The 22,975-nt window shown below is 39.3% G+C and carries 18 protein-coding genes; 4 read left to right on the forward strand and 14 right to left on the reverse strand.

The annotated features are described in order from the left end of the window. Positions 1–93 precede the first annotated feature (93 nt). The 5 genes from BLT18_RS14025 to BLT18_RS18795 form a co-directional block, all read right to left on the reverse strand. Positions 94–1,158 (reverse strand): LLM class flavin-dependent oxidoreductase, encoded by a 1,065-nt coding sequence (locus BLT18_RS14025; RefSeq protein ID WP_091275329.1) that lies wholly within the window; start codon positions 1,156–1,158, stop codon positions 94–96. Positions 1,159–1,477: 319 nt separating this feature from the next. Then, positions 1,478–2,671, reverse strand: a complete 1,194-nt coding sequence (locus BLT18_RS14030; RefSeq protein WP_091275330.1) for a bifunctional 3,4-dihydroxy-2-butanone-4-phosphate synthase/GTP cyclohydrolase II — start codon at positions 2,669–2,671, stop codon at positions 1,478–1,480. A gap of 304 nt (positions 2,672–2,975) precedes the next feature. After that, entirely contained in the window at positions 2,976–3,593 is a 618-nt protein-coding gene (locus BLT18_RS14035; protein WP_091275333.1) for a TetR/AcrR family transcriptional regulator, read from the reverse strand. A gap of 186 nt (positions 3,594–3,779) precedes the next feature. Continuing rightward, entirely contained in the window at positions 3,780–4,733 is a 954-nt protein-coding gene (locus BLT18_RS14040) for an alpha/beta hydrolase (protein ID WP_091275334.1), read from the reverse strand. Between the two features lie 460 nt (positions 4,734–5,193). Next, the gene (locus BLT18_RS18795) at positions 5,194–5,433 is read right to left on the reverse strand and encodes a TetR/AcrR family transcriptional regulator (RefSeq protein WP_091275337.1); all 240 of its coding nucleotides are present in this window, start codon (positions 5,431–5,433) and stop codon (positions 5,194–5,196) included. Positions 5,434–5,733: 300 nt separating this feature from the next. Here BLT18_RS18795 and BLT18_RS14050 point away from each other — a divergent pair, with 300 nt between their 5' ends. Both BLT18_RS14050 and BLT18_RS14055 read left to right on the forward strand, forming a co-directional pair. Then, on the forward strand, positions 5,734–6,915 hold the full coding sequence (locus tag BLT18_RS14050) for an iron-containing alcohol dehydrogenase (protein WP_091275340.1): 1,182 nt from the start codon (positions 5,734–5,736) through the stop codon (positions 6,913–6,915). Between the two features lie 55 nt (positions 6,916–6,970). After that, positions 6,971–8,593: an acyl-CoA synthetase gene (locus BLT18_RS14055; RefSeq protein ID WP_091275342.1), complete on the forward strand. Its 1,623-nt coding sequence runs from the start codon at positions 6,971–6,973 to the stop codon at positions 8,591–8,593. Between the two features lie 386 nt (positions 8,594–8,979). On the opposite strand, the gene BLT18_RS14060 is transcribed toward BLT18_RS14055, so the two are convergent. The 8 genes from BLT18_RS14060 to BLT18_RS14100 all read right to left on the reverse strand — a co-directional run bounded on the left by BLT18_RS14060 (position 8,980) and on the right by BLT18_RS14100 (position 18,462). Beyond that, complete coding sequence (locus BLT18_RS14060; protein ID WP_091275345.1) at positions 8,980–9,636, reverse strand: carboxymuconolactone decarboxylase family protein; 657 nt, start codon at positions 9,634–9,636, stop codon at positions 8,980–8,982. Between the two features lie 367 nt (positions 9,637–10,003). Further along, entirely contained in the window at positions 10,004–11,404 is a 1,401-nt protein-coding gene (locus tag BLT18_RS14065; RefSeq protein ID WP_091275347.1) for a (Fe-S)-binding protein, read from the reverse strand. Further along, on the reverse strand, positions 11,401–12,813 hold the full coding sequence (glcD, locus tag BLT18_RS14070) for a glycolate oxidase subunit GlcD (RefSeq protein ID WP_091275349.1): 1,413 nt from the start codon (positions 12,811–12,813) through the stop codon (positions 11,401–11,403). The genes BLT18_RS14065 and glcD overlap by 4 nt, the downstream gene beginning before the upstream one ends. A 90-nt stretch (positions 12,814–12,903) precedes the next feature. Then, positions 12,904–14,064, reverse strand: a complete 1,161-nt coding sequence (locus tag BLT18_RS14075; protein WP_139184747.1) for a CdaR family transcriptional regulator — start codon at positions 14,062–14,064, stop codon at positions 12,904–12,906. Between the two features lie 397 nt (positions 14,065–14,461). After that, positions 14,462–15,034 (reverse strand): DJ-1/PfpI family protein, encoded by a 573-nt coding sequence (locus BLT18_RS14080; RefSeq protein ID WP_091275353.1) that lies wholly within the window; start codon positions 15,032–15,034, stop codon positions 14,462–14,464. A 44-nt stretch (positions 15,035–15,078) separates the two neighbouring features. After that, complete coding sequence (locus BLT18_RS14085) at positions 15,079–15,780, reverse strand: iron-sulfur cluster assembly protein (protein ID WP_091275355.1); 702 nt, start codon at positions 15,778–15,780, stop codon at positions 15,079–15,081. Between the two features lie 34 nt (positions 15,781–15,814). Further along, positions 15,815–16,849: an amidohydrolase family protein gene (locus tag BLT18_RS14090; RefSeq protein ID WP_091275356.1), complete on the reverse strand. Its 1,035-nt coding sequence runs from the start codon at positions 16,847–16,849 to the stop codon at positions 15,815–15,817. Positions 16,850–17,265: 416 nt separating this feature from the next. After that, on the reverse strand, positions 17,266–18,462 hold the full coding sequence (locus BLT18_RS14100; RefSeq protein ID WP_091275360.1) for a Bcr/CflA family efflux MFS transporter: 1,197 nt from the start codon (positions 18,460–18,462) through the stop codon (positions 17,266–17,268). Positions 18,463–19,692: 1,230 nt separating this feature from the next. Here BLT18_RS14100 and BLT18_RS14105 point away from each other — a divergent pair. Continuing rightward, the gene (locus BLT18_RS14105; protein WP_091275362.1) at positions 19,693–21,093 is read left to right on the forward strand and encodes a purine-cytosine permease family protein; all 1,401 of its coding nucleotides are present in this window, start codon (positions 19,693–19,695) and stop codon (positions 21,091–21,093) included. 391 nt (positions 21,094–21,484) lie between these two features. On the opposite strand, the gene BLT18_RS14110 is transcribed toward BLT18_RS14105, so the two are convergent. Next, complete coding sequence (locus tag BLT18_RS14110; RefSeq protein WP_091275364.1) at positions 21,485–22,525, reverse strand: NAD(P)-dependent alcohol dehydrogenase; 1,041 nt, start codon at positions 22,523–22,525, stop codon at positions 21,485–21,487. 341 nt (positions 22,526–22,866) lie between these two features. On the opposite strand from BLT18_RS14110, the gene BLT18_RS14115 reads away from it, so the two are divergent. Next, on the forward strand, positions 22,867–22,975 hold a 109-nt coding region (locus BLT18_RS14115), incomplete at its 3' end, for a MerR family DNA-binding transcriptional regulator (RefSeq protein WP_139184748.1).

The following is a 22,975-nucleotide window of genomic DNA, read 5'->3' on the forward strand; positions in this document are numbered from 1 at the left end:
CAAAACTACCCCGAGCAGAACGTACCAATTTTCAGAAATTTCGAGGACTGATTTGTAAACGCTCAGCATCCTCTGTCAAAGCTTCCGTATGTTTTACTGAGTAATAGTCTTTTTTCCTGTTGGCTTAAAATACGGCATGACATCACGAGCAAAATTTTTCATTGTTTTCATGACTTTTCGATGTTCCATATCACCCATTCGGAACCAGTTAGACATACTAGTAATTCCATATTTTTCGATATCTTCAAGCTTTTCGATAGCAGTATCAGGATCTTCTAATAGAGCAATGCCTGCTTCATTCAAACTTTTCACATCAACCGGTCCAGACATTTCCTGAGCGACTTCTGCAAATCTTTCATAACTTTCTGCAGCTTTTTCCCCTCTTGCACCAGGCACTTGGTTTAGCACGGTGTCGAAATACCGGGCCATTTCTTTTTCTACATTTTTAATCGCTTGTTCTTGTGTATCAGCTATATTCATTTGCAAGTTCATATGAATAGAAGGATTAATTCCTTGTTTGATCATTCGGCTTCTAGTCTCAGAAATATATTTTTTCAATTCATTCATATCCATTAATGTAGGAGTACACATGAACTCAGTCATCCCTTTTTCAACCGCAATATCAAAGGTAGCCGGGCTTATAGCAGCTAAATAAAATGGAATTCTCTCTTGTACAGGTTTTGGTGTTAATGACACATTTTCTAGTTGATAATGTTTTCCGTCATAGCTGAAGGTATCGTTATACCATAATCCTTTAATGATATCTACACTTTCCCAAAACACTTCTCTAGTATCTTTCATTTCAAGTCCAAGACCTTTAAACTCTACTGGTTGATACCCGCGGCCTGCACCAAACTTCAGACGTCCGTTACTTAAGTTGTCGACCATCGCAAAGTCCTCAGCAATTCGAACAGGGTTATCAAAGTTTAAGTTACATACGGCCATTCCGATATCCATTGTCTTAGTTACCTGAGCAATAGCAGCAGCCGCTACTTGCGGAGACGGCATACTTCCGTAAGCTGTAAAATGGTGCTCTGCCAGCCAAACACTTTCAAATCCTAATTCTTCCGCATACTGAATTTGCTCTAGCATTTCGTTGTAAGCTTTTTCATACTTGCCGTCATAACATTCCAATACATAAAAAAGTCCAAATTTCATTTAACAACACTCCTCATAAAATATTTATTTTAATAACTGCTATAGCAGTTATTAATAAACTTATTTCAAACATTAAATATATTCTATCTACTGAGATTCCTGTCCTCCGCCTAATTTCCAAACTTGACCAGTAATAAAATTAGCTTCTTTAAATGCTAGAAAAAGTATCAAATTATCTCCTTTTTCTAGTTTCCCTAATCGCCCAGCCAAGATGAACTCGGAAAAAGACTTTCGACATTTCTGGGGTGTTGTTTCCTAAAATGAGGAAGGCAATTATTCCGGGTGAGACAGCATCAATAATAAAGCGAAGAACCTTCTCTTAAACAGACAATAAATGTCCTAACTTTTTCTGCTTTGTTCTAAGGTATTTTTCGTTATTTTTATCGCGAGGAAACTGAAGCGGGACACGGTGAATCACTTTTAAACCATAACCGTTTAATCCTTTGATTTTTTTGGGGTTATTCGTTAATAAGTTCATCCTTGTTACCCCTATATCACGAAGGATTTGAGCCCCAATACCATAATCCCGCAGGTCAGGAGGAAACCCTAATTTTTCATTAGCTTCAACAGTGTCATAACCTTCTTCTTGCAACTTGTAAGCTTTCATTTTGTTTAAGAGACCTATACCTCTTCCTTCTTGTCTCATATACAACAATATGCCGCAATCTGACATTGATATCTGCTGCAGTGCTGCTTCAAGCTGTAATCCACAGTCACATCGGCAAGATCCGAACACATCACCTGTTAAACACTCAGAGTGTACACGAACTAAAGGTGCTTTTTTCGAAGTAATATCTCCTTTTATTAAAGCGACATGATCTTTGTTCTCCACTGTGTCCGAGTAACCTAAGGCTCTAAAAGTTCCATATTTTGTTGGGAGGTTGATTTCTATTTCTTTAGAAACTAGTTTTTCTTTTTGACGCCGGAATTGAATTAAATCCTTTATCGTAATCATTTTCAAATCAAATTGTGCTGCAATTTTCGCTAGATCCGCACCCCTGGCCATACTGCCATCTTCTTTTATAATTTCACAAATAACGCCTGCTGGTTTACTGTCACATAACTTTGCCAGATCAACAGCAGCCTCCGTATGACCTGCGCGCCTCAATACGCCTCCGTCTCTGGCTATTAAAGGAAATATATGTCCAGGTTTTTTAAAGTCAGATGCTGTGGTTTCACTGTTAACGATTGCTTGTATCGTGGCTGACCGATCAAAAGCAGAGATACCTGTGGTGGTCGATGTATGATCTACACTTACAGTAAACATGGTATGGTGTGAATCCGTATTATTATTTACCATCGGAGCAAGACCAAATTTTGCAGCATAGTCTTTTTCAATCGGCGTACACACAAGCCCCCTGCCATACTTAATCATAAAATTAACTGCTTTCGGTGTGGCTTTTTCTGCTAATACTAAAAAGTCTCCTTCGTTTTCCCGGTCTTCATCATCACAAACAATGACTATGTTTCCTTTTTTCAGTTCTTCCACAGCCACTTCTATTGAATCAAACACCCTCACCATCTCCTTGAATGAACATTCATGACAGAGTTGGAAAATTTTCAAACAACTGTTTGTTTGTTTATATTATAAAAGCATACGTGATATTTGTAAACTTCTATTTTAAATTTTTAGAATTTTTTAATTATTAAATTGGCATTACGCTTGTTTTGTCTGAAAGTACTTTAGTAGAAATTAAGTGAAACAGATTTTTCAATAAACAGGGGGAAAAATAAAATGCCCCAACTACTGTGAAGCATTTTCGTGTTAGCAGAGTATTTTTATTGATAAGTATATAAAAGAAGGTAGGTGAAGCATATTACTTTTCCAAATTTGCAACAGCTTGCCGCACAAACTTTTCGAATTGTTTTCCTATTTCATCCATGGAATAGTGGCTCTCCATAGAATACCAACGCTGCATATAATTGTATATTCCAAAAATAGCAAAAACCATTAATTTAGGATCTAAATCATTTCGAAAGTTATTCGTTTCGACGCCTTCTAAAATGATTTTTCTAAATAAACGATCATATTCATTACCTAAATCGGCAATTTCCCCGCCAAAATCAGAATGAAACCATTCTATGGAAATCCAAACAAAAAGTTCTGATTGATATTTTTCAAAACTATACACGTGATTTTTTAGAGCCCGTCCTAATTTTTCTGCAGGGCTGGATTCGGATTCTGCTATATTTTTTAGATTCATGGTCATTTCGTATAAAGGTCTTTGTACTACCTCATACAGTAGATCCTCTTTTTTGCTGATGTAGTAATACAGACTTCCTTTTAGCATTCCAACTTCATTCGCAATATCTTCAAGTGTTGCTTCTTTGTACCCTTTCATCCTAAAAACTTCCGCAGCTGCACTTACTATTTTTGCAAATTTTTCGTTTGATTTTTTTGTATTAAAGGAACGTTTTTTTACTTCCTTCAACATGACGACCGCCTTCCTTTAAATTTCAAACAGTTGTTTGTTTTATTATAACAACCTTTTATTTATTACTCAATCTTTTCTTCATTTAGATGAAAAACCTCCATTTCCAATCTATCATCCGTTATTCCGCATATTACTTAAAAAAGCCGTCCCCCTGTGGAACGGCTCTTTATCAATTGGATTTTATTATTAACTAGAATGCTTGTACGAAAGATTTTTCTTTAAGGAGTTTCCGACTTGTTCAATTGACCTTCTCGCATCATCCATAATTCCAGACATCCAGAAAAATCCGTGAATCTGACCATCATATCGTGTGCGTTCAACAGGAACCCCAGCTTCTTTTAGACGGTCAGCATATTCCTCGCCCTCATCTCGTAATACATCGTATTCTGCAGTAATTACCAGTGCGGGGGGAAGATTGCTCAAATCATCTGCACGAAGCGGTGCAGCATAAGGGTTTGTTCTATCTTCTTTGTCAATATAATGGTCAGAAAACCAATGCATCCCTGCTGTCTCCAAAAAGTGACCTTCTCCATTTTCCCGATATGATCCCGTATCAAAAGTAAAATCAGTTACAGGATAGATTAAATACTGATAAGCGATAGATGGGCCGCCACGATCTTTAGCCATCAAAGGCACTACTGCAGCCAGATTGCCGCCGGCACTGTCTCCTCCTACAGCCAAACGTTCTGGATCTCCATTGTACTTAGAAATGTTTTCTGAAACCCATTTTGTAGCTGCATAGCAATCTTCAGGTGCAACAGGAAACTTATGTTCAGGGGCAAGTCTGTAATGAACAGATACAACCAAACATTCAGAAACATTCGTAACAGTTCGTAGAGTGGAATCCGCAACCTCTAAATCCCCTGTTACCCAGCCGCCGCCAGGATAGTAAACAAATACAGGAAACGGACCTTCACCTTCAGGAGTATAAATGCGAATGTCAATGTCTGTACCGTTAACTGGAATGGATAAATCTTCAACCTTTGCCACGTTTTCGGGTTCTCCGCCTATGGCTTTAAAGTTTTCAAGAAGTGCATTTCGGTTTTCTTCCACCGTCATTTCCTCGATTGCAGGAGCACCTTCTGCTTTTGCTGCTGCAATTTGATCCAAAAAAGCTTTCGCTTGTGGATGTAATGGCATACTTTATCCCCCCAACTTTGGTAATCGCTTTCAACGACATTATATACGCACATCAAATTAAAAAGCAACTCAATTTTAATAAAATTAAGAAAATTAAATATATTTTACAGTGTTTATTAATTACTTCTTTAAGCTCGTAAAAGGATTTTTGCCTGCTTCACACTTTGATTTGTTAAATTATTATGTGATGAAATAGCCCAATCATAAACTCCCCCGCGCACCCATATTGTAATTAGCAAAGTCATTTCTTCCGAGTCGTAAACCATAGTAAATTCTTCATTTTCTTGACCTTCGCACACGTATGAATTCACAAGCTGATAAATTAACCTATCCGTTTTTGCAAGATGACTTTAGCTTTCAGGATTACTAAGATAAATGATTGTTACCAATTCTTTACCAATTGTGCCTCTTATATATTCCATCTGCCCTTCCGTTAATTTAACTATTTTTTCTGCAGCACTCAAATGACTTGGCAGCACTTTTGTAAGATTTTATAAAAGTAATCCATTTCGTTGAAGATATGGAGAAAGATTTCATGTTTTGTTTTGAAATATATATATAATGTACCTTTTGATACACCAGAATGTTCAACAATTTTATCTACGGTTACATGCTGGTAGTCACACGTGCTTATTAATTGAATGGCTGAGTTTAAAAGCTTCTTTTTTGTTTGTTTTACTTGCCGTTTTTGTGTCGTCATGAAAACACACACTTTTTTGAAAATATGAAATATTGACAATTATAAAAAAATAATATACCATAACTTTACTAAGTGACCAATAGTCATTGATGTTACAAATAAAATTTTTAGCGATTTTAAGCAGATCCTCATACTATTTACTGCCCCTTGCTCTTTTACGTTGCCGCATCAAATAAACCAGCACACGTCTGCAGTAATGGCTTTACGGCATTTACATGTATCTCAATAACTCTCCTACTCAACCGGAACAACTAGGCGGTATAGAAGTATTGAAAAAAGAATAATGAAAGGGTTTTTGTTATGATTTATCAAAACCTTCCTGTTAATCGAATTCATTATGGAGTAAACGTCGTGGAGCAGAAACTTCTTCATGAAATACAGCAGTTAAAAGCTAGTAAAGTCTTAATAGTAACTACTAACAGTATAATAAAAACAAATCCATACAAGAACTTGATTCATCTGCTTCATGAAAACCACGTCGAAACGTATGAAACAATTTTAAAACAACATGTACCAGGTAATGTGTTAATGCAAAACATTCAAGATATAACCCGTTTTAATCCTGATCTGATTATCAGCTGCGGAGGTGGCAGTCCGATTGATGCCGGAAAAATTCTATCTTTTATCCTAGCTGAAAACATTCAGTCGGAGGAAGATATTTATCCTTATTCCGTCAACGTTGCAGAAAAAACTCTAAACATGTCTCATTTTGTTCCCCACATCACTATTCCAACGACATTGTCAGCCGCTGAATTTACAAGTATCGCGGGAATCACAAACAGTAAAAACCGTGCCAAATATAAGTTTTCGCACTTAAATATGACTCCATCTTTCGTCTTTTTAGACCCAGTTTTTACAAAAGACACACCAGACTGGCTTTGGACTTCCACTGGTATGCGAGCTGTCGATCATGCAGTAGAAACCCTTTATTCTCCTTTTCCTAATCCAGTAAACACCGGCTTAGCTTTACAAGCTTTAAAGAAACTGTATAAATACTTACCGCTCAGTAAAAACAACCCTTCGCAACTAGAATACCGTCTCGAGTGTCAAATGGGGGCTTGGCTGTCATTGTTCTCTGTTGTAAATATTAAGTTAGGACTTTCACACAGCATCGGTCATCAGTTAGGCTCTACGTATGATATCCCCCACGGAATGACATCAGCTATTATGCTTCCGCATGTAATGACGTTTCTCTTGCCGCGTACCTATGAGGAACAAGCTCGGATCCCGGAAGCATTAGGAAAAACAGATCAAAATAAAAGTGTAAAAGAAAAAGCAGAAATGTCTCCAGACCTTATTAAAAATCTTATTCTAGAGTTAGACATACCTCATCAATTAAGAGATTTTAATGTAACAAAAGAAAGCCTTCCGGAAGTAGTCCACCATATACTTATGGACATTCAGGGTGAAGAAAATACAGTTGTTTTGGAAACAACGGACTTGAATAAAGAAATATTTTCTCTATTAGAAAAGGCTTGGTAAATAATCCCTTTTTTGAAAACGCTTTAAAATCCATTGACTTTTTGGGGTGATAATAATGAAATACGAAGAGCTGATGAATCGTTTTTCATGGGAAGAAGTAATAAAAACATTTGATTGGGATATGAATGAATACTTTAATGCTGCCCATGAGTGTTGTGACCGTTGGGCAGATGACCCTAATCGTATTGCCATTTACTGGGAAAATGAGGCAGGACATAAAGAAACATGGACGTTTCATAAACTAAAAGAACAGTCTAATCGAATGGCTAATGCACTTCGAGCGAAAGGAATAAAAAAAGGTGATCGCGTAGCTGGTTTACTAGGGAAGGATATGGAACTGTACGTTACTGTACTGGCAGTGTGGAAAATTGGTGCTGTTTATGTTCCTTTATTTACAGCATTTGGTCCTGAAGCAATTAGATATAGACTTGAGAATGCTGGATGTAAAGTTTTACTTACAAACCAAGAACAAGCAAATAAATTGAAAAGGACAGATATTTCCACAGAACTTATACTTATTGACGGCCTTACAAAAAACGGACAAACATTTTGGGAATATATCAACTCTTTTTCTGATGAACATGAAACAGAAAAAACCGATGTGATGGACCCATGCACTATTCAATACACTTCTGGTTCAACTGGTTTACCAAAGGGGGCTGTATGGGCGCACAAAATTTTTGTCAGTTCCTACCCATTTTTGCGATACGGCATAGGTGTTGAACCTGGTGATAGATTGTATGGAGGAGCTGATCCAGGCTGGGCATTCGGTCTTATCAATTGCACTTTTGCTCCTTTAAGTTTTGGAATTTCTATTCTTTCCTATAAAGGACCATTTGACGTTGCTACTGTTTATAGATTACTTGAAGAATATAAAATTTCCAATTTTGCTTATGCACCTACTGCTTTTAGAATGATGATGGCTGCAGGTCCTGAACTTGTCAAGAAATATAACATCCAAGTCAAAAAATTCAGTAGTGCTGGAGAGCCTCTAAACGCAGAAGTAGTACGCTTCTTTAGAGAAAATTTCGGCCGGGAAATTTATGATCAATATGGTGCAACAGAAACAGGTATGATTGTTAATAATTTAAATGTGACGGACATGACGGTTAAACCAGGTTCTATGGGACTGCCTGCACCGGGTTTTCATATTGCAATAGTAGATAATGACGGAAATCCAGTGAAAAAGGGGGATGTAGGGCAAATTGTAGTAGACACCACTCATTTCCCTCAATTTTTCCTTGGGTATTGGAATGCTCCCGAAAAAACGGAAAGTAAAATGCTCGGAAAATGGTTCCAAACTGGTGACTTAGCAAATCAAGATGAAGAAGGGTATTTTTGGTTCCAAGGCCGCGATGACGATATTATTTCAAGCGCAGGATATCGAATTGGCCCATTTGAAGTAGAGAGCAATCTCATTGAACACCCAGCAGTGAGCGAAGCTGCTGTCGTAGGTAAACCTGATAGCGCAAAAGGCGAAATAGTAAAAGCATTTGTCGTTTTGAATCCGTCTTTTCAAGGGTCTGATGAGCTGGCAAAAGAATTAAGTAATTTTGTAAAGGGAAAATTATCTAAACACCAGTATCCAAGGGAAGTGGACTTTGTCGAAAGTCTTCCTAAAACACCAAGCGGTAAGATTCAGAGATACCTTTTGAGAAAAGAATCGGCTAAAAATTAAAGGCACAAGGTTCATTACTCTAAAACAAAACTCTCTGTCAAATACTGTATGGATTAGATTCCCTACCCTATTTTTTTCTTCCAGCTTCCGTTGTATTAATCAGACAGACGCATCGTGCGATGAACGGTCAAACCAGGATATTCTCCTGTTTGCATAAAAGAAAGGTTCACGGTGAAAAACAGGACTTCTTCTGTCAACACCGAGGTCTAGCGTTGATAACGCTTGACCAAAAGTAGCCGTTATGGGAACCTTTTATTCCCATACACTTTATGACAGGTTCATTATGCACCCATATCCTCTCCTTTGTCCTTTGGTCCGTCAACTTAAGGGTAACAAAATGAGAGGAATGGGTGTTCTTTTTTTCTTTCACTAATACAGCGTCTGTCTTATGAATCAAATGCATGTAAAGCATTCACACTATGCGCAAACGCTGAACCTGCCTTCAGTGCCGTTGCCACCATAATAGATTCAGCTAATTCTTCTTTTGTTACGCCTGCTTTCTTTGCTCCTTTTGTATGAATATCAATGCAGTACGCACAACCTGTGGTGTGAGCGACAGCAACAGCAATCAATTCTTTTTCTTTTACGCTTAATATACTTTCTTTCATGGCACGTTTATCAAAATCAATAAACGCCTGAAATACATCTCCATTTAACTCCGAAAATTCTTTTAATCGCTTGAAATAAGATGCTTTATAGAAGGATTCTCCGCCCTCTTGATCATAAGCATTCAATGCATTCACTCCGTGAGCAAATGCAGAACCTGCTTTTAATGCCGTTGCTACCATAATGGCTTCAGACATTTCTTCTTTGGAAACATCCTGTGATTTTCCTTGCTTCACATGAAGATCAATACAATAAGGACAACCTGTTGTATGGGCAACAGCCATAGCAATAAGTTCTTTTAATTTTTTTGAAACTTTTCCCTCTGCTAGTGCCTGCTTATCAAACTGCATAAAAGCTTTGAATGTGTCTGGCACAAGATCGCTTAGTTCCCCAACACGATTAAAATATGACTTTTTATACAATTCCTCTGTACTCAACTGTTCGTCCTCCCCATTCACTATATTTATTGTTTTGTTGTGCAGTAGAAGAGATCATGTGTCATTGGCGGAAATTTTCGTTAAGTACATATTATCATCTTCACACACAAGAAAACAAAAATTATGAATATTTCAAACGGAAGTTCATCTTCATAACACAGGCATGTATGTATCATTTCCTCCGTTGCTCCTCTTTTTTTGCCGAGAATGAAACAGCGTGATAAGGGATAAACCTGCGTATTCTACGCAGCGCTTTGAGGCTGTTTAATTTTCCTGGTACGAATGAGCATTTTTCTTCTGTTCCTATCAATGCAGCTTTGAATTACCACCACTTAGCTAATACTTGAAATGGCGGTAATTCAAATAGTCAATGAGTGATTTTTCCTGTTTTACCGACGTGAAATTCCTCTGTACTGTTCCTTTCATTATCTTCTGCATGTTTCTGTCCATTCTCATACGCTTCTAGGAGGAAATCCGCGATGTGAACAGCTTCTACCTGATCAAAAAGGCCTTCACGTTCAATTCCAAGTTTCATCTGGAGCAGACAGCCTGGGTTAGCTGTCACAACCGTCTTGGCTCTTGTTTGTTTCGTTTGCTTCATTTTATAATCCAGGATTTGCATCGACATTTCTGACTCGGTAATATTATAAATTCCTGCCGATCCGCAGCAGCGTCCAGCATCCTTCATCTCAACATACCGGACACCTTCGATGGATTGCAGCAGTTTTCGAGGTTCCATAAAAATTCTCTGGACATTTCTTAGGTGGCAGGAGTCCTGATACGTCACAACCCGCTCCTTTACCTGAAGAGGTAATTGATCAAATCCTGCATCCATTAGGACACTGGTGACATCTTTAATTTTTCTTGAAAATGCCTTAGCTCGCTCTTGCCATTCAGGTTCTCCCCTCAATAAATGGCCGTAATCAACAAGAAACGCTCCGCACCCGCCGGCGTTAGTAATGATATAATCGACATCTGCAGCTTCAAATGCTTCGATGTTCCGCTTTGCCATTTCTTTTGCATTATTAACCTCCCCGCTGTGCCCATGTAAAGCACCACAACATCCCTGAGTTTCTGGTATAACAATCTCACACCCAGCATACTGCAGCAGTTTCGTAGTAGCTTCATTGGTTTGCCTGAAAACTGTGTCCATTAAACATCCCGCAAAGAATGCCACCTTTTTCGTTGACCGATTGATTGGCAGAAGGTGTCGCGGGCGTTGTTGCATTTCACGTTTTGTCGGGACACTCGGCAGGACTTTTTCCATCATTTCTAATGTGTCGGGCAGCAATTTCATGATACCGAGTCTTTTTGCGGTGTTTCGAAGACCAGAACGTTGGTAGAATCCCAATAACCCGGTCAGCCTAATCATCCTATTCTGGTGAGGAAATAGCTGGTTGAACACGAGATTCCGAATAGTTTTTTTCGGCACGGACTTTTTCTCATGCTGATGCAGGGCATCTCGGGCCTGTTCCAATAAGTGTCCAAAGCGAACACCAGAAGGGCAGACAGGTTCACATGCTCTACATCCCAAACACATATTTATCGACTGTTTCACTTCCTCGCTTGGCTCAATTTCTCCATCAACCAAGCCTTTCATCAAAGCAATCCGGCCTCGGGGGGAATGAACCTCATTTTTCCCTGTTTCTATATAGGTCGGGCAGCTCGGCAGACAAAATCCGCATCGTGTACAATTCAGGAGTTCATCATAGTCGATTCTTTCCTTCATGGCACTTTGGATATTTTCCTTTTCCTTCTTTCCCGTCATTTATTAACCACCACCCTATTTCTTTCCGCTTGAGTAAAGACCTTGCCCGGATTCATAATGCCGTTGGGATCTAGTGCCGCTTTGATGCTTCGCATCGCTTCAATTCCAGCTTCTCCTGCTTTTAGGTGCAGATGTGGAAGTTTCATTGCCCCAACTCCATGCTCTCCCGTAATAGTTCCGCCTAGTTCTACTGCTTTATGAAAAATTTCCTCAAATGCTTTTTCCACTCGCGTAATCTCATCTTTATTTCGGATATCCGTAAGACATGTGGGGTGCAAATTACCATCCCCTGCATGGCCAAATGTACAGATAGAAACCTCATATTTAACGGCAATGTCGTTAATCGCCCTTACCATTTTAGCAATCTCGGAACGAGGCACTGTAGCATCTTCCAAGATTGTAGTCGGTTTTAGTCTAGAGAGAGCGGATAACGCTGTCCTTCTAGCAGAAGTCAAAGCATCCGCTTGTTGTTTTGATTCAGCAACGGTAACTTTAAATGCATTGTTTTCTTTACATAGTACAGCTATCCGTTCCATGTCTCTTGCTACCACTTCAGATGCACCGTCTTGCTCAATTAATAAAACGGCTTGAGCATCAGTAGGCAACCCTATCTGAGCAAAGTCCTCGACAACCCTCACAGTAGCCTGATCAAGAAATTCCAAGGTGGCCGGGATGATTCGATTGGCAATAATGGCAGATACCGTCTCTGCTGCAGATTCCAAATCCCGGTAGAGCGCAAGCATTGTTTTCTTTGTTTCTGGCTGTGGAATCAACTTTAATGTTGCCTCAGTAACGATGCCCAATGTACCTTCTGAGCCAACATACAGCCTGGTCAAATCATAACCCGCCACGTCTTTGGCCAGCTTGCCGCCAGTGCGGATGATTTTTCCATTAGGAAGGACAATTTCTAATCCGAGGATGTAATCTCTGGTCACCCCATATTTTAACCCGCGCAATCCTCCTGAATTTTCACTGATATTCCCGCCTATCTGGGAGATGTGCATCGAGCCTGGATCGGGTGGATAAAAAAGCCCGACTTCTTCGGCGACTTTGTTTATGTCCTTAGTGAATACACCGGGCTGGGTTCTAATAGTGAGATTTTCCTCATCAACTTCTATTATTTGATCCATTCGGTTGAACAAGAGTACAATTCCACCTTCCAAAGGGGTAGTACCAGCGCACAAATTTGTGCCAGACCCCCTTGGAACAATCGGTATGTTCTCGTTATTGCATACCTGAACGATGGAGGCCACTTCATTCGTTGTTGCAGGGGATACCACTGCATCAGGCATCGCCTGATATTGAGAAGTCGAGTCATAGGAGTAAGCAAGCAAGCTTGCGGTATCCGTTTTCATGTTCTCCTGCCCCGCAATCGATGCAAGTTGATCTCTCGCCTTTTCCGTTAGCATAAGCATTCTCCTTGTTTTCTTCCTATACTAATAGGAAAAACAGTGAAATTATACGGGTAGTTATCCAAAAAAAACCCCTCTACCACTTAGTTAAATTGTGTTATTAACCAAAATTGTTTTCTTCTTGGGTATATCCTGTTTTAGCAGGCAGATGGCGACATAAAACAGAGCGATAGCCTCTGTCTTTCTTGGATCAAGACCCGTGATCTTTTTAATTTGTTTTAAGCGATAGTGAAGAGTATTGGTGTGGATATGCATATAAGAGGCTGTCTCTTTAATCGACTGGTCATGATTCAGATAGATAGCTAGAGTTGCCAGCAGTTCATCGTCTCGACGTATTCTCCCAAGTACCCTTTGAATAAATTCTTGACTGGTCTCTTCCTTAATCTCCTCCAAAACAATATCGAGTAGTAAATCTTCATATTGAATAAAACCTTCCTTGGTCTTTGCAACGTTTAACGCGATTTCTGCTTCCTTATAAGCCTTATGAATTTGATAGGTAACAATCGACTTGCTAAGACCAACAATCAGATTAGCCTGATATTTAACCTTGATAGATTGCTGACATCTTTTTAATTCACTCTTTAGACAGTCTTTTGATTCTTTCCCTTTATAAGTTTTGAATACCATAAAACGTCCGTCTCCCCACCGAATCATAAAGTCTTCTTTCTTTGGAAAATGCCTTTTGAATACGTCAAGAAGGTACGTTTGTATCTGCTTGAAATCCTTATCAGACTGTTTAGCATCCAGCTCCACAAAGGCACAGATGTAAGGGGTGCCGATAGCAACTCCTAATACTTGTCCCTTGCGAATAAATTCCTCGTCCACTTCTTTTGCATATACCCATTCGTGGAAATACGCCTCAAGTCCCCTCAGCTCCCATTCCTTTTGTTCAATATGATAAGCTTCTTTAATCATTAATTCGGTCATTTTTCGAATTAGATCTGCATATGGTTCTACTGTTAAAGGATCCCCGGTTATCCCAATGACACCGATCACTTCATTATCAAAGAATATGGGAAGATTAATTCCTTCTTTCACCCCCTGTAGCACCTGAGTTTTCTCCTTTGTTATATAATATTTATACTCCATTTTCATGGCAAACACAGCACCTTCATGAAAATTCCCTATACGCTCTTGGTCCGTCGAAGCAGTGATTATACCGCTTTTATCAACGATGATTAGTTCTTCTTTGATGATATTATGTACTTCCTTGATGATCTTTACAGAAAGTTCTGGTAATAATTGCAAGGGATATCTCACCAACCTTTTCAAAAGAATCTCAATTTTTAATGAAACATTTATTATAGTTTCTAAAATCAAATGCTGTGGCGGGATCTATGAGCTCCTGTTCCTTTATCCTACCTGAATTGTTTGTCTTTTTAACTAATGGTGTAATAACTCTCTTATGCGTGAGCACTCAAAGTGTTTAAAACCAACCGCATGTCGTTTTCATCACTTTGGTTATTCAGCCCTTCCATCGTTTCGTAACCGCAGAAGAAGCAGTACGGAACGGTTGTACTGCATTCTTAAAGGTTTTGTCCTGAATAACACGTAACACAAAGACTTAAGTCCACTTCGCACAATGCCTTTAATACAGAAAAAGCTGCAGAACAATTTTCTGCAGCTTCACCTGGATATAGAATTCCTATACTTTAGCACTCTCTTTAACGTTCAATAGTTTAAAGAATTCTTTCATAAAGCCAGGTAAATCCGGCCATGCATGGCCGGATACAATATTGCCTTCCACATGCAACATCTTTTCCATGTACACAGCCCCTGCAGCTTCAACTTCTGGTCTGCAAGCGGAATAAGCAGTCATTTCACGCCCTTTAATAAAATCACGAACGGTCGTCAAAACCAGTTGGCCATGGCAAATAACACCAAGCGGCTTGTTTTCCGAAAGGAAATGGGCGGTAATTTCCTGTATTTTTTCATCCATACGAATATATTCAGGAGCCCGGCCCCCTGGGATAATCAGACCGGCATAATCAGCTGGGTTAACATCTTCCACAGCTGCATGAGCATCAATTTTATATCCCCATTTCTCCGTAAATGTATCCATTTCCGGCAGAAAATCATGAATCACTGTCTGAAGGCTTTTCTTCTTAGGTGCAGCAATGGTACAACTGATATCTTCCTCAATACAACGGTAATAAGGATAGAATACTTCCAATGCTTCTACTGCATCACCTGTGATAATAAGTACTTTTTTGCTCATTTTACCTCACCTTTCTTTTTTAATTGATAATGTTAAGAGCTCTTCTAATTTTTCCCGCTCAAGTGATAGCGGGCTTCTAGAAGACCTCTGCAATAGTGTCCATTGAACTCCATGCTCAACCGGGTGCTTTTTATACCAAACATATAGCCCGGCAATTCTTCGATGGAAATCTTCTTGCCTTCATGATCCGTGATAGCATATACATTAGCTTCTGGATGCATTAATTCCTGTTTTTTCACCAAATATTTCTCTCTTAAACTTGCACCTTCCCAAGACAAGTTCAAGCATTTCAGTTGGTCAACAGTCAATGCAATCACTTGCTTTTCATCCAGAAGATCATTGTTCAACAAGTGCCTAACTAGCCGGTCTTGCCGGGCGTAAAAAGCTTTAATCTGGAACTTTCTTCTAAGTCCTTCTAGTTCCCCGTCTGACTGACCATTGAAGGAATTACTGAATTTCCTCCCGCGAGTCACTCCTTCATTGATTTCCTCAGAAGCGGAATGATCAATTAGTCGCACCTTAATAGATTCCACCCAATCCAATTCAGAGACGTACAGCCTGATATCCTCAGCCATAATATAAGCAAAATTGGGAGAACACCAGTACGTCGGTAGCCGGAATACGATTTCAACATCATTTTCATCAATGATAGTCCGATCAATAAAACCAAGTTCTGGTAGCGGCTGATCCAATTCTGGATCGTGTACCTTCTGCAGCTTGCCCTGAACTTCCTGCTCTTTCTGCATACACTCACCCTTTCTGATTATATGGGGAGCCTCTTTAAACTTTAGACATGTTTAACTGTCTGTCGATCTTGTCATTTTTTATTTTTTCCTTCTGGGATTTGATATCGATACCATAGAGTCTGGCAGCATTCTCGGCAAGAATTTTTTTCTTCACTTTATCATCAAAAACGGCGCCAGTTTCCTTTGCAATGTCTTCTGGCAACTCAAATTCAGCGAATTTCTCGATTAACCAGCCCGGCTCCCAAATGGCATAGTCACTGCCAAATAGAATTCTGTCTTCATCTAGCCAAAAGAGTAATTCTCCCATAATCTCCGCGAAATAACGGGGACGGGCATGGATAAATGGCATGACAACGGACAGGCCGCCGTAGACATTCTTCTCTTGAGTAGCAATCCAACAAAAATCTTCCAAACGAGGTAATCCAAGATGTTCTACAATGAAATTTAGTCCTTGAAAAGTGGTAGCTACATCATCCACATCAGCGACATCAAAAGCATCTCGATTGAGCGGTGTAATAGTAGGTCCTTTGTGTATATGGATATTCTTAATCCCGAGTTCTTCGCATTTCTCCAGATAGCGAACAGCCCATGGATCCGAAAGCTTATATCCTTTGGAGTCGCCGTACCAGTCAGCAGTATAAAGCTTGACGCCCTGTAAGTCATATTTTTCTTTCATTGCCTCTAGTACTTCTAGACCTCGGCTGCCATGTCGGGGATCGAATGTTCCATTGCAAATGAAACGATTCGGATATTCCTTGGCAAGTTGAGCATTGGCCTCTAAGTTACCAAACCCGTTCTTATAAAATTCATTCAAAAAGACAGGTTGAAAGAAAGCCATGTCAGCGTGTCCCTTTATAAATACATCTTTCACCAGCCGCTCTTTACTGTATTTCAGAAAATCATCCTTTGGCCACCAGTACTCTTTTGGGCTTAGACTAGTGTGGTAGTCATAAAAGCAATTAATAAATTGCTCGCCATGAACATTGCGCTGATTCTCCTTGCTGGCGTCCCATAAAGCAATATGGGCATCGATAACAAATATTTCCTCCCCACTTGGTAAACGATACATATAGAACCTCCTCGTTCGGTATTTACTTGGCTAACCGGCCAAAAGTAACCGCTTTCATAAAAGTGGGAAAACCCCTTCTTTGAATAAATTTAGACATAATTTTTTATCTATTTCTAATTATCATTATAATCTATAAACTATTTCCATTATATGGGCTAAGATATAAAAATCAGAGAAAATTCAGGGGGAATTTTTGTGGATGTATACAACACTTGACAGGGAAAATGACCATCCCTTCAACCTCGTTTTTTCCTTCTTTTCGGGAGTGAAACAAAGAATTCACCACCTTGGAAAACAATTCGTTGTAACAAATGAACTCGATGAAAAACAAAGGCTGCCGAGATTTTCTCGACAACCTGAAAGCGAGGTGAAAAATTTAGTTTTTTCATTGCCTGAGACAGTTCCTGCGCTTTCGCTCATTGATTTTTCTTCGTTAATGTAAAGAAGATGATACAACCAATAGATGCCGTAGTGAATAAAATTGCTCCCATCGGTACTGCGGTCGTTTCATTCATCCCAACAATAGGAGAAACAAGGGATCCAAACAATAACGGAAGCATACCTAATACGGCACTTGCACTTCCTGCACGATGTCCTTGATACTCCATTGCAAGGGTAAAAGTACTTGTTAGGACCATCCCCATCGACGTCATGTAAATAAATATCGGAATGACCAGTGTGGCTAGCGGCCCTTCGATAACGGTCATGATCAAAAGAAAGAACGTCGCACTTACAGCAATGATAACAGCAGCGCGGAGCAGGCTTCTTTCGTGAATGATGCCACCCAGGCGCCCGATAATCATACTTCCAGAAATGATGGCAAGTCCGTTTATTCCGAACAATACACTAAAAACTTGCGGGGACACTCCATAGATATCCTGATATACAAACGGAGTTCCCGAGACATAGGCAAAACTTCCCCCATGGACGAACCCAATGGTCAACGTATAACCGATAAAGGATCGGTCCTTCAGCAAGTCACCGATTGTGCGAAAGGTATCACCTAACTTACTTGGAATCCGTTTCTCTGTTGGCAAGGTTTCAGATAACTTTATATATATTGTAAAAACAATAATCAATCCAGCTAAACCTAAGAAATAAAAAATCGTACTCCAGTTGGCAAATGGAAGAAGCAAAATCGCTCCCCCAGCCATAGGTGCAACCATCGGTGCCGTTGCATTGATGACCATCAGAAGTGCGAAGAATTTCGTCATATCCCTTCCAGTAAATACATCCCGTACAACAGCGCGGGATAGAACAATACCCGCCGAAGCAGTGAATCCTTGTAAAAACCGGGCGGCCACAAATATATAAATGTTTGGAGCTAGAGCGCATAGAAGTGAAGACAAAGCAAATAGGAAAATAAATACCAGCAGGGGTTTTCTCCTCCCCTTAGAATCACTGATGGGACCAACTACAATTTGACCAACAGCAAGACCAATCAAGCAGGTAGTTAAACTAAGCTGTACAAACGAGGCAGTCGTACCGAAATCATCAGCAATATCAGGAAAACTTGGCAAATACATATCGATATTCAGCGGCCCTAAAATTCCCAGCATACCGAGCAATAACGCCAGCCCAAAACGCTCTTTTCCTGTTGAATTATGTAACATTTTCTCATACACCTTTCGTAAATCGCGAAAAACCCTATTAAACCCTAACTTTACTTTTATTAAATAAAAAGTACTACTATTTTTATAAATAACTCTTTTTTCGTTTATACATTTGGGCTTTATCTCCACAAAGAACGGATAACATGTAACATCAATATAAATCGAATAAACCTTTTAATAACAAGGCGTATTCTTCACTTACAATAAACTAATCTAAAACAACAACTCCATTCTCTACCATTGACAAGAAATTTACCTGGCTGCTGTCTACAATACGATTTGCAAAAAATAAACACAGCTATAAAAGGCATAGAAATGGAATCATAGCTGAAATTTGCACGAACATTTGTAGAGTCTAACAAAAATAAAAATATGAAACACATGCGATCTTCAATCATTATTCAAGCTTTCGTCTTGTTTCTCTTTCTTAATCCGTCTTATTCATTTCACATTTAAAAATTCGCGCAATCATGTCGTATTTTGTGTATATTTGTCAAAAATGAATCTATGAAAGGAAAGCGTGAGAGAAAAACGGAAAGTCATACTGAATAATTTCTCAATAACTGTTAAATGTAAGCACTGTTTTTCATTCTTCCCTCAGCTGCTACCCTTGCTTTCCCCTCTGTCATCCTTTTTGATTGGTTAAACTAAACGATGAAAAATACGGTCTGTTTCTTTGTTGTACGCTTCTTTACATTCTTGTTCCATCCCCATTATCTCCTCAATGATATAGACAATGTCCCCACCGCTAACAGAAAAATTGTCTATTCAATGATTTATAAAAAGTATGTGTAAACCGATAACTGCTGCATTTTCTCATTTCATTTCCTTTATTACATGTTGCACCTGTTTACTTGTCAGGCCTTTCTTTTGTGTTTATGAAACCTCTCTCCTTTAGAATAAAACATTCTCTCACCTTAATAACTTCTTTATCGAGGCATGTGATTTCAGACGAAAGCTTATACTCATTCTCCCTTGCTTTTGTGGTAGTTTTAATCAAAAATTCTTCAAAAAAACGAATGTTTATTCATAAAAATAATGTTTTTATACGGATTTTAACCATTTATTAAGATAAGTGCAGTATAAGACAGATAAAGAGCTTTCTTTTGAAAAAAACTCATCATTTGCGATTTGAGATAAAACTCACATAGTGATACTTTATGAAAGTTGCACTTCCTTAGGACACCCTTGAGATATGGACTTTAAACATTACAATAAGGAGCTGATCATATGGAAGCATATCAATCTCAAGAATCTGGCCAGTCACAGGGAAACGGTGATGATTATTCACTTGAAAAAGTCCCTCGTGCCAAGAGAAATATGGGTTGGTTAAGCATAACTAATATTACATTCGGGATTGCAACGGCAATCTTTTACTTTCAAATGGGAAGTGTCATGGCACTTCAATTCGGAGCAATCAATGCCATCATTTCTGCCGTTTATGCCATTGTGGTAGCAGGGATACTAGGGACATTTATTGCTTATTTGTCTGCAAAGTCTGGAATGAACGTAAATCTATTATCAAGGGGGGGAGGATTTGGCTATATCGGCGCATCCTTGACCTCATTAATTTATGCTACTAATTTCATTATGTATTGTGCACTCGAAGGTTTAATACTCGTTGCTGCAATTTACGAGTTTTTTCCCGTTATTCCAGAATGGGTGCTGATTCTATTCTTTGGGGCCATTGTTATCCCATTAAATTGGTTTGGAATTAAGCAATTAGATAAACTGCAGAAATGGTCTTTACCTTTATTTTTTGTATTCTTAATAGCAGCCGTTGTCATTGCTGCCATGAAAACATCCAGCTATGAAGGTGCCTTTTGGTCATACATGCCTGAAGGTGTTCAAGTAGGAGGCACTGCATTACTCCTATGTATTGGAATGCAGCACGGAATTATGGGGTTAACTCCGCTTCTTGCTTCAGATTATGCCCGCTTTTTGAAACCGAAAGATACGAAAATTGGAATTTTTGCGATTGGTTTCATTCCGCAAATCTTCTGCTTTGGGGTAATGGGAGGACTTGGTATTTGGTTCGGTGTTCGCCTTGCAGAACCAAATCCAGGAGTATATATTGTACTGCTTCTTGGTATTTGGGGAGCCTTATTTACAATGTTAACTCAAATTAGAATCAATGTGACAAATATTTATAGTGGTTCCTTATCATTATCAAGTTTCTTTGAAAATGTATTTAAATTTAAACCAGGAAGACATTTCTGGGTTGTGATTACTGGTGTGTCGGCAATCATCCTAATGCTTCTTAATATTGTTGAGCATCTCGAAGCTGTCATGACATTCCAAGGCGTCTTTCTCTTAACGTGGGCAACTATCTTAGTTGTAGATGCTATTTTTGTTAAAAAAATCCTAAAGATTGGTCCTGGCTATTATGAAGAGAGACAAGAAAATTTATATAAATGGAATCCGGTTGGTGTAGGAGCACTTATTATAGCAAGTGGGCTTGGTACTATCGCAGCACTAGGCTTCATGGGAACATTCCTGCAAAGTACTGCAGCATTTTTTGCCTCCATCCTTGCTGCTATCCTCACAATTGTTTTAGCCATTGCCACAAAAGGACGATATTATATCAAAGAAGATACCAATAACATTGATCGCGAAGACTATATAGCTTAAAAACCAGAGCTGACGTGTTGACATTGCTAAAGAATATAATCGCAAGGGCACTCATTTGAGGTCTCCCTTGCGATTTTTCATTTCACCTAGTATTCACTGCCTCACTGCCACTCTTCCCCCTAAACTGTCCAACAAAATTTTATTTTAAAACACGTTTTAAACTATTACGCCCTTTGAAACACCAGCAGCAAAATGAATACAGCCTGTTTACTTCCCGCAGACGAGATTTAAGTGTAAAAGGTGTCACAGCTTGTGTACGTGGCATCATTTTTCTAAAACCCTAACAAATATTGCAGAGCCCAGTTGTATAAAACCTACATAAAAAGATGCCCCAAAAGCCAGGCTTTTAGGACATCTTGTCATTACTGTCAAAACATATCGCTGACACAGCTCACATGGTGCTAATATCAATCACAAAGCGGTACTTTACATCGGAAGCTAATACCCGCTCGTATGCTTCGTCAATGTCATCAGCTGAAATCACTTCAATTTTAGGAGCAATGTTATGCGTGGCACAGAAATCCAGCATTTCCTGCGTCTCACGAATGCCTCCAATCAGTGAACCTGCAAAAGAACGGCGGTGAGGAATAAGTGAGAACACATTCAATGCCAGTGGTTCTGCAGGCGCACCAACATTTACTAAAGTTCCATCTAGTGCTAATAGTGAGAGATAAGCATTCATGTCAATATTTGCACTTACTGTGTTAATAATCAAATCAAAAGTGCCGGCAAGTTTTTCAAATGTAGCTGGGTCACTGGTGGCATAGTAGTTTTCTGCACCAAATTGTAATCCATCTTCTTTTTTCCTCAATGATTGAGACAGGACGGTAACTTCTGCACCCATGGCGTGTGCAATCTTGACCGCCATATGCCCAAGACCGCCCATGCCAACAACAGCTACTTTCTTACCTGGGCCAGCTCCCCAATGATTGAGCGGTGAATATGTCGTAATACCCGCACAAAGTAATGGCGCTGCAGCATCAAGCTCTATATTATCAGGTATTTTGAGTACGAAATCCTCCGTTACAACAATATGGGTAGAATAACCGCCTTGAGTTGGCTCTCCGTATTTATCAACACCAGCGTAGGTCGGGACGTTTCCTTTGAGACAGTATTGCTCTTCTCCTTTACGGCAGTTCTCACATTCGCCGCAAGAGTCAACCATACACCCTACTCCTGCTCGGTCGCCAACCTTGTATTTTGTTACCTCTGACCCTACATCCGCAACAATTCCTGCAATTTCATGTCCAGGTACGAGAGGATAAGGCACATCCCCCCATTCACCGTGAGCCGTATGAATGTCAGAATGGCATATTCCTGCATACTTAATTTCAATCAAAACATCATGTGAATCAAGATTGCGCCGTTTAATTTCAGCCGCTCGAAACGATTTGTCAGGACCGTCAACAGCTCGTGCTTTAGCAGTTATCATCAGAAAACCTCCTATCATTTGTATGTTTCAAGAGATTGCAGCTGGCACAGGGTTTAAATGAGGAACTTAGGTTAAGATGGCCCATCATTTCTTTCTTCCCCTGCTTGTGCTTCTTACAATAATCATATTAATCCTTATAGTTAACTCTAGGTCAAGAGGCGAACGTTTCATCCTTATGAAGATTTACCCCATTGACATGGCGTTTTCTTTAAAATAAGTATATGTCTATTGAAAAGAAGCAAGCTCTGCCTTCTTTGCTATTTGTCAAACATCATGATAAAATCCCTCACACTAGTAGAGTTAACTCAAGGTCTATGTTATGAAAGAAAGGGAGATAAATGATGAAAACCTATTCTATCAGCGACGTCGCCAAAAAATTGAACCTTACTGTATATACTTTACGCTACTACGATAAAGAAGGACTTCTGCCTTTTGTAGAACGAACCGCCA

It is taken from the genome of Alteribacillus persepolensis, from assembly GCF_900099605.1.
Taxonomy (GTDB): domain Bacteria; phylum Bacillota; class Bacilli; order Bacillales; family Marinococcaceae; genus Alteribacillus; species Alteribacillus persepolensis.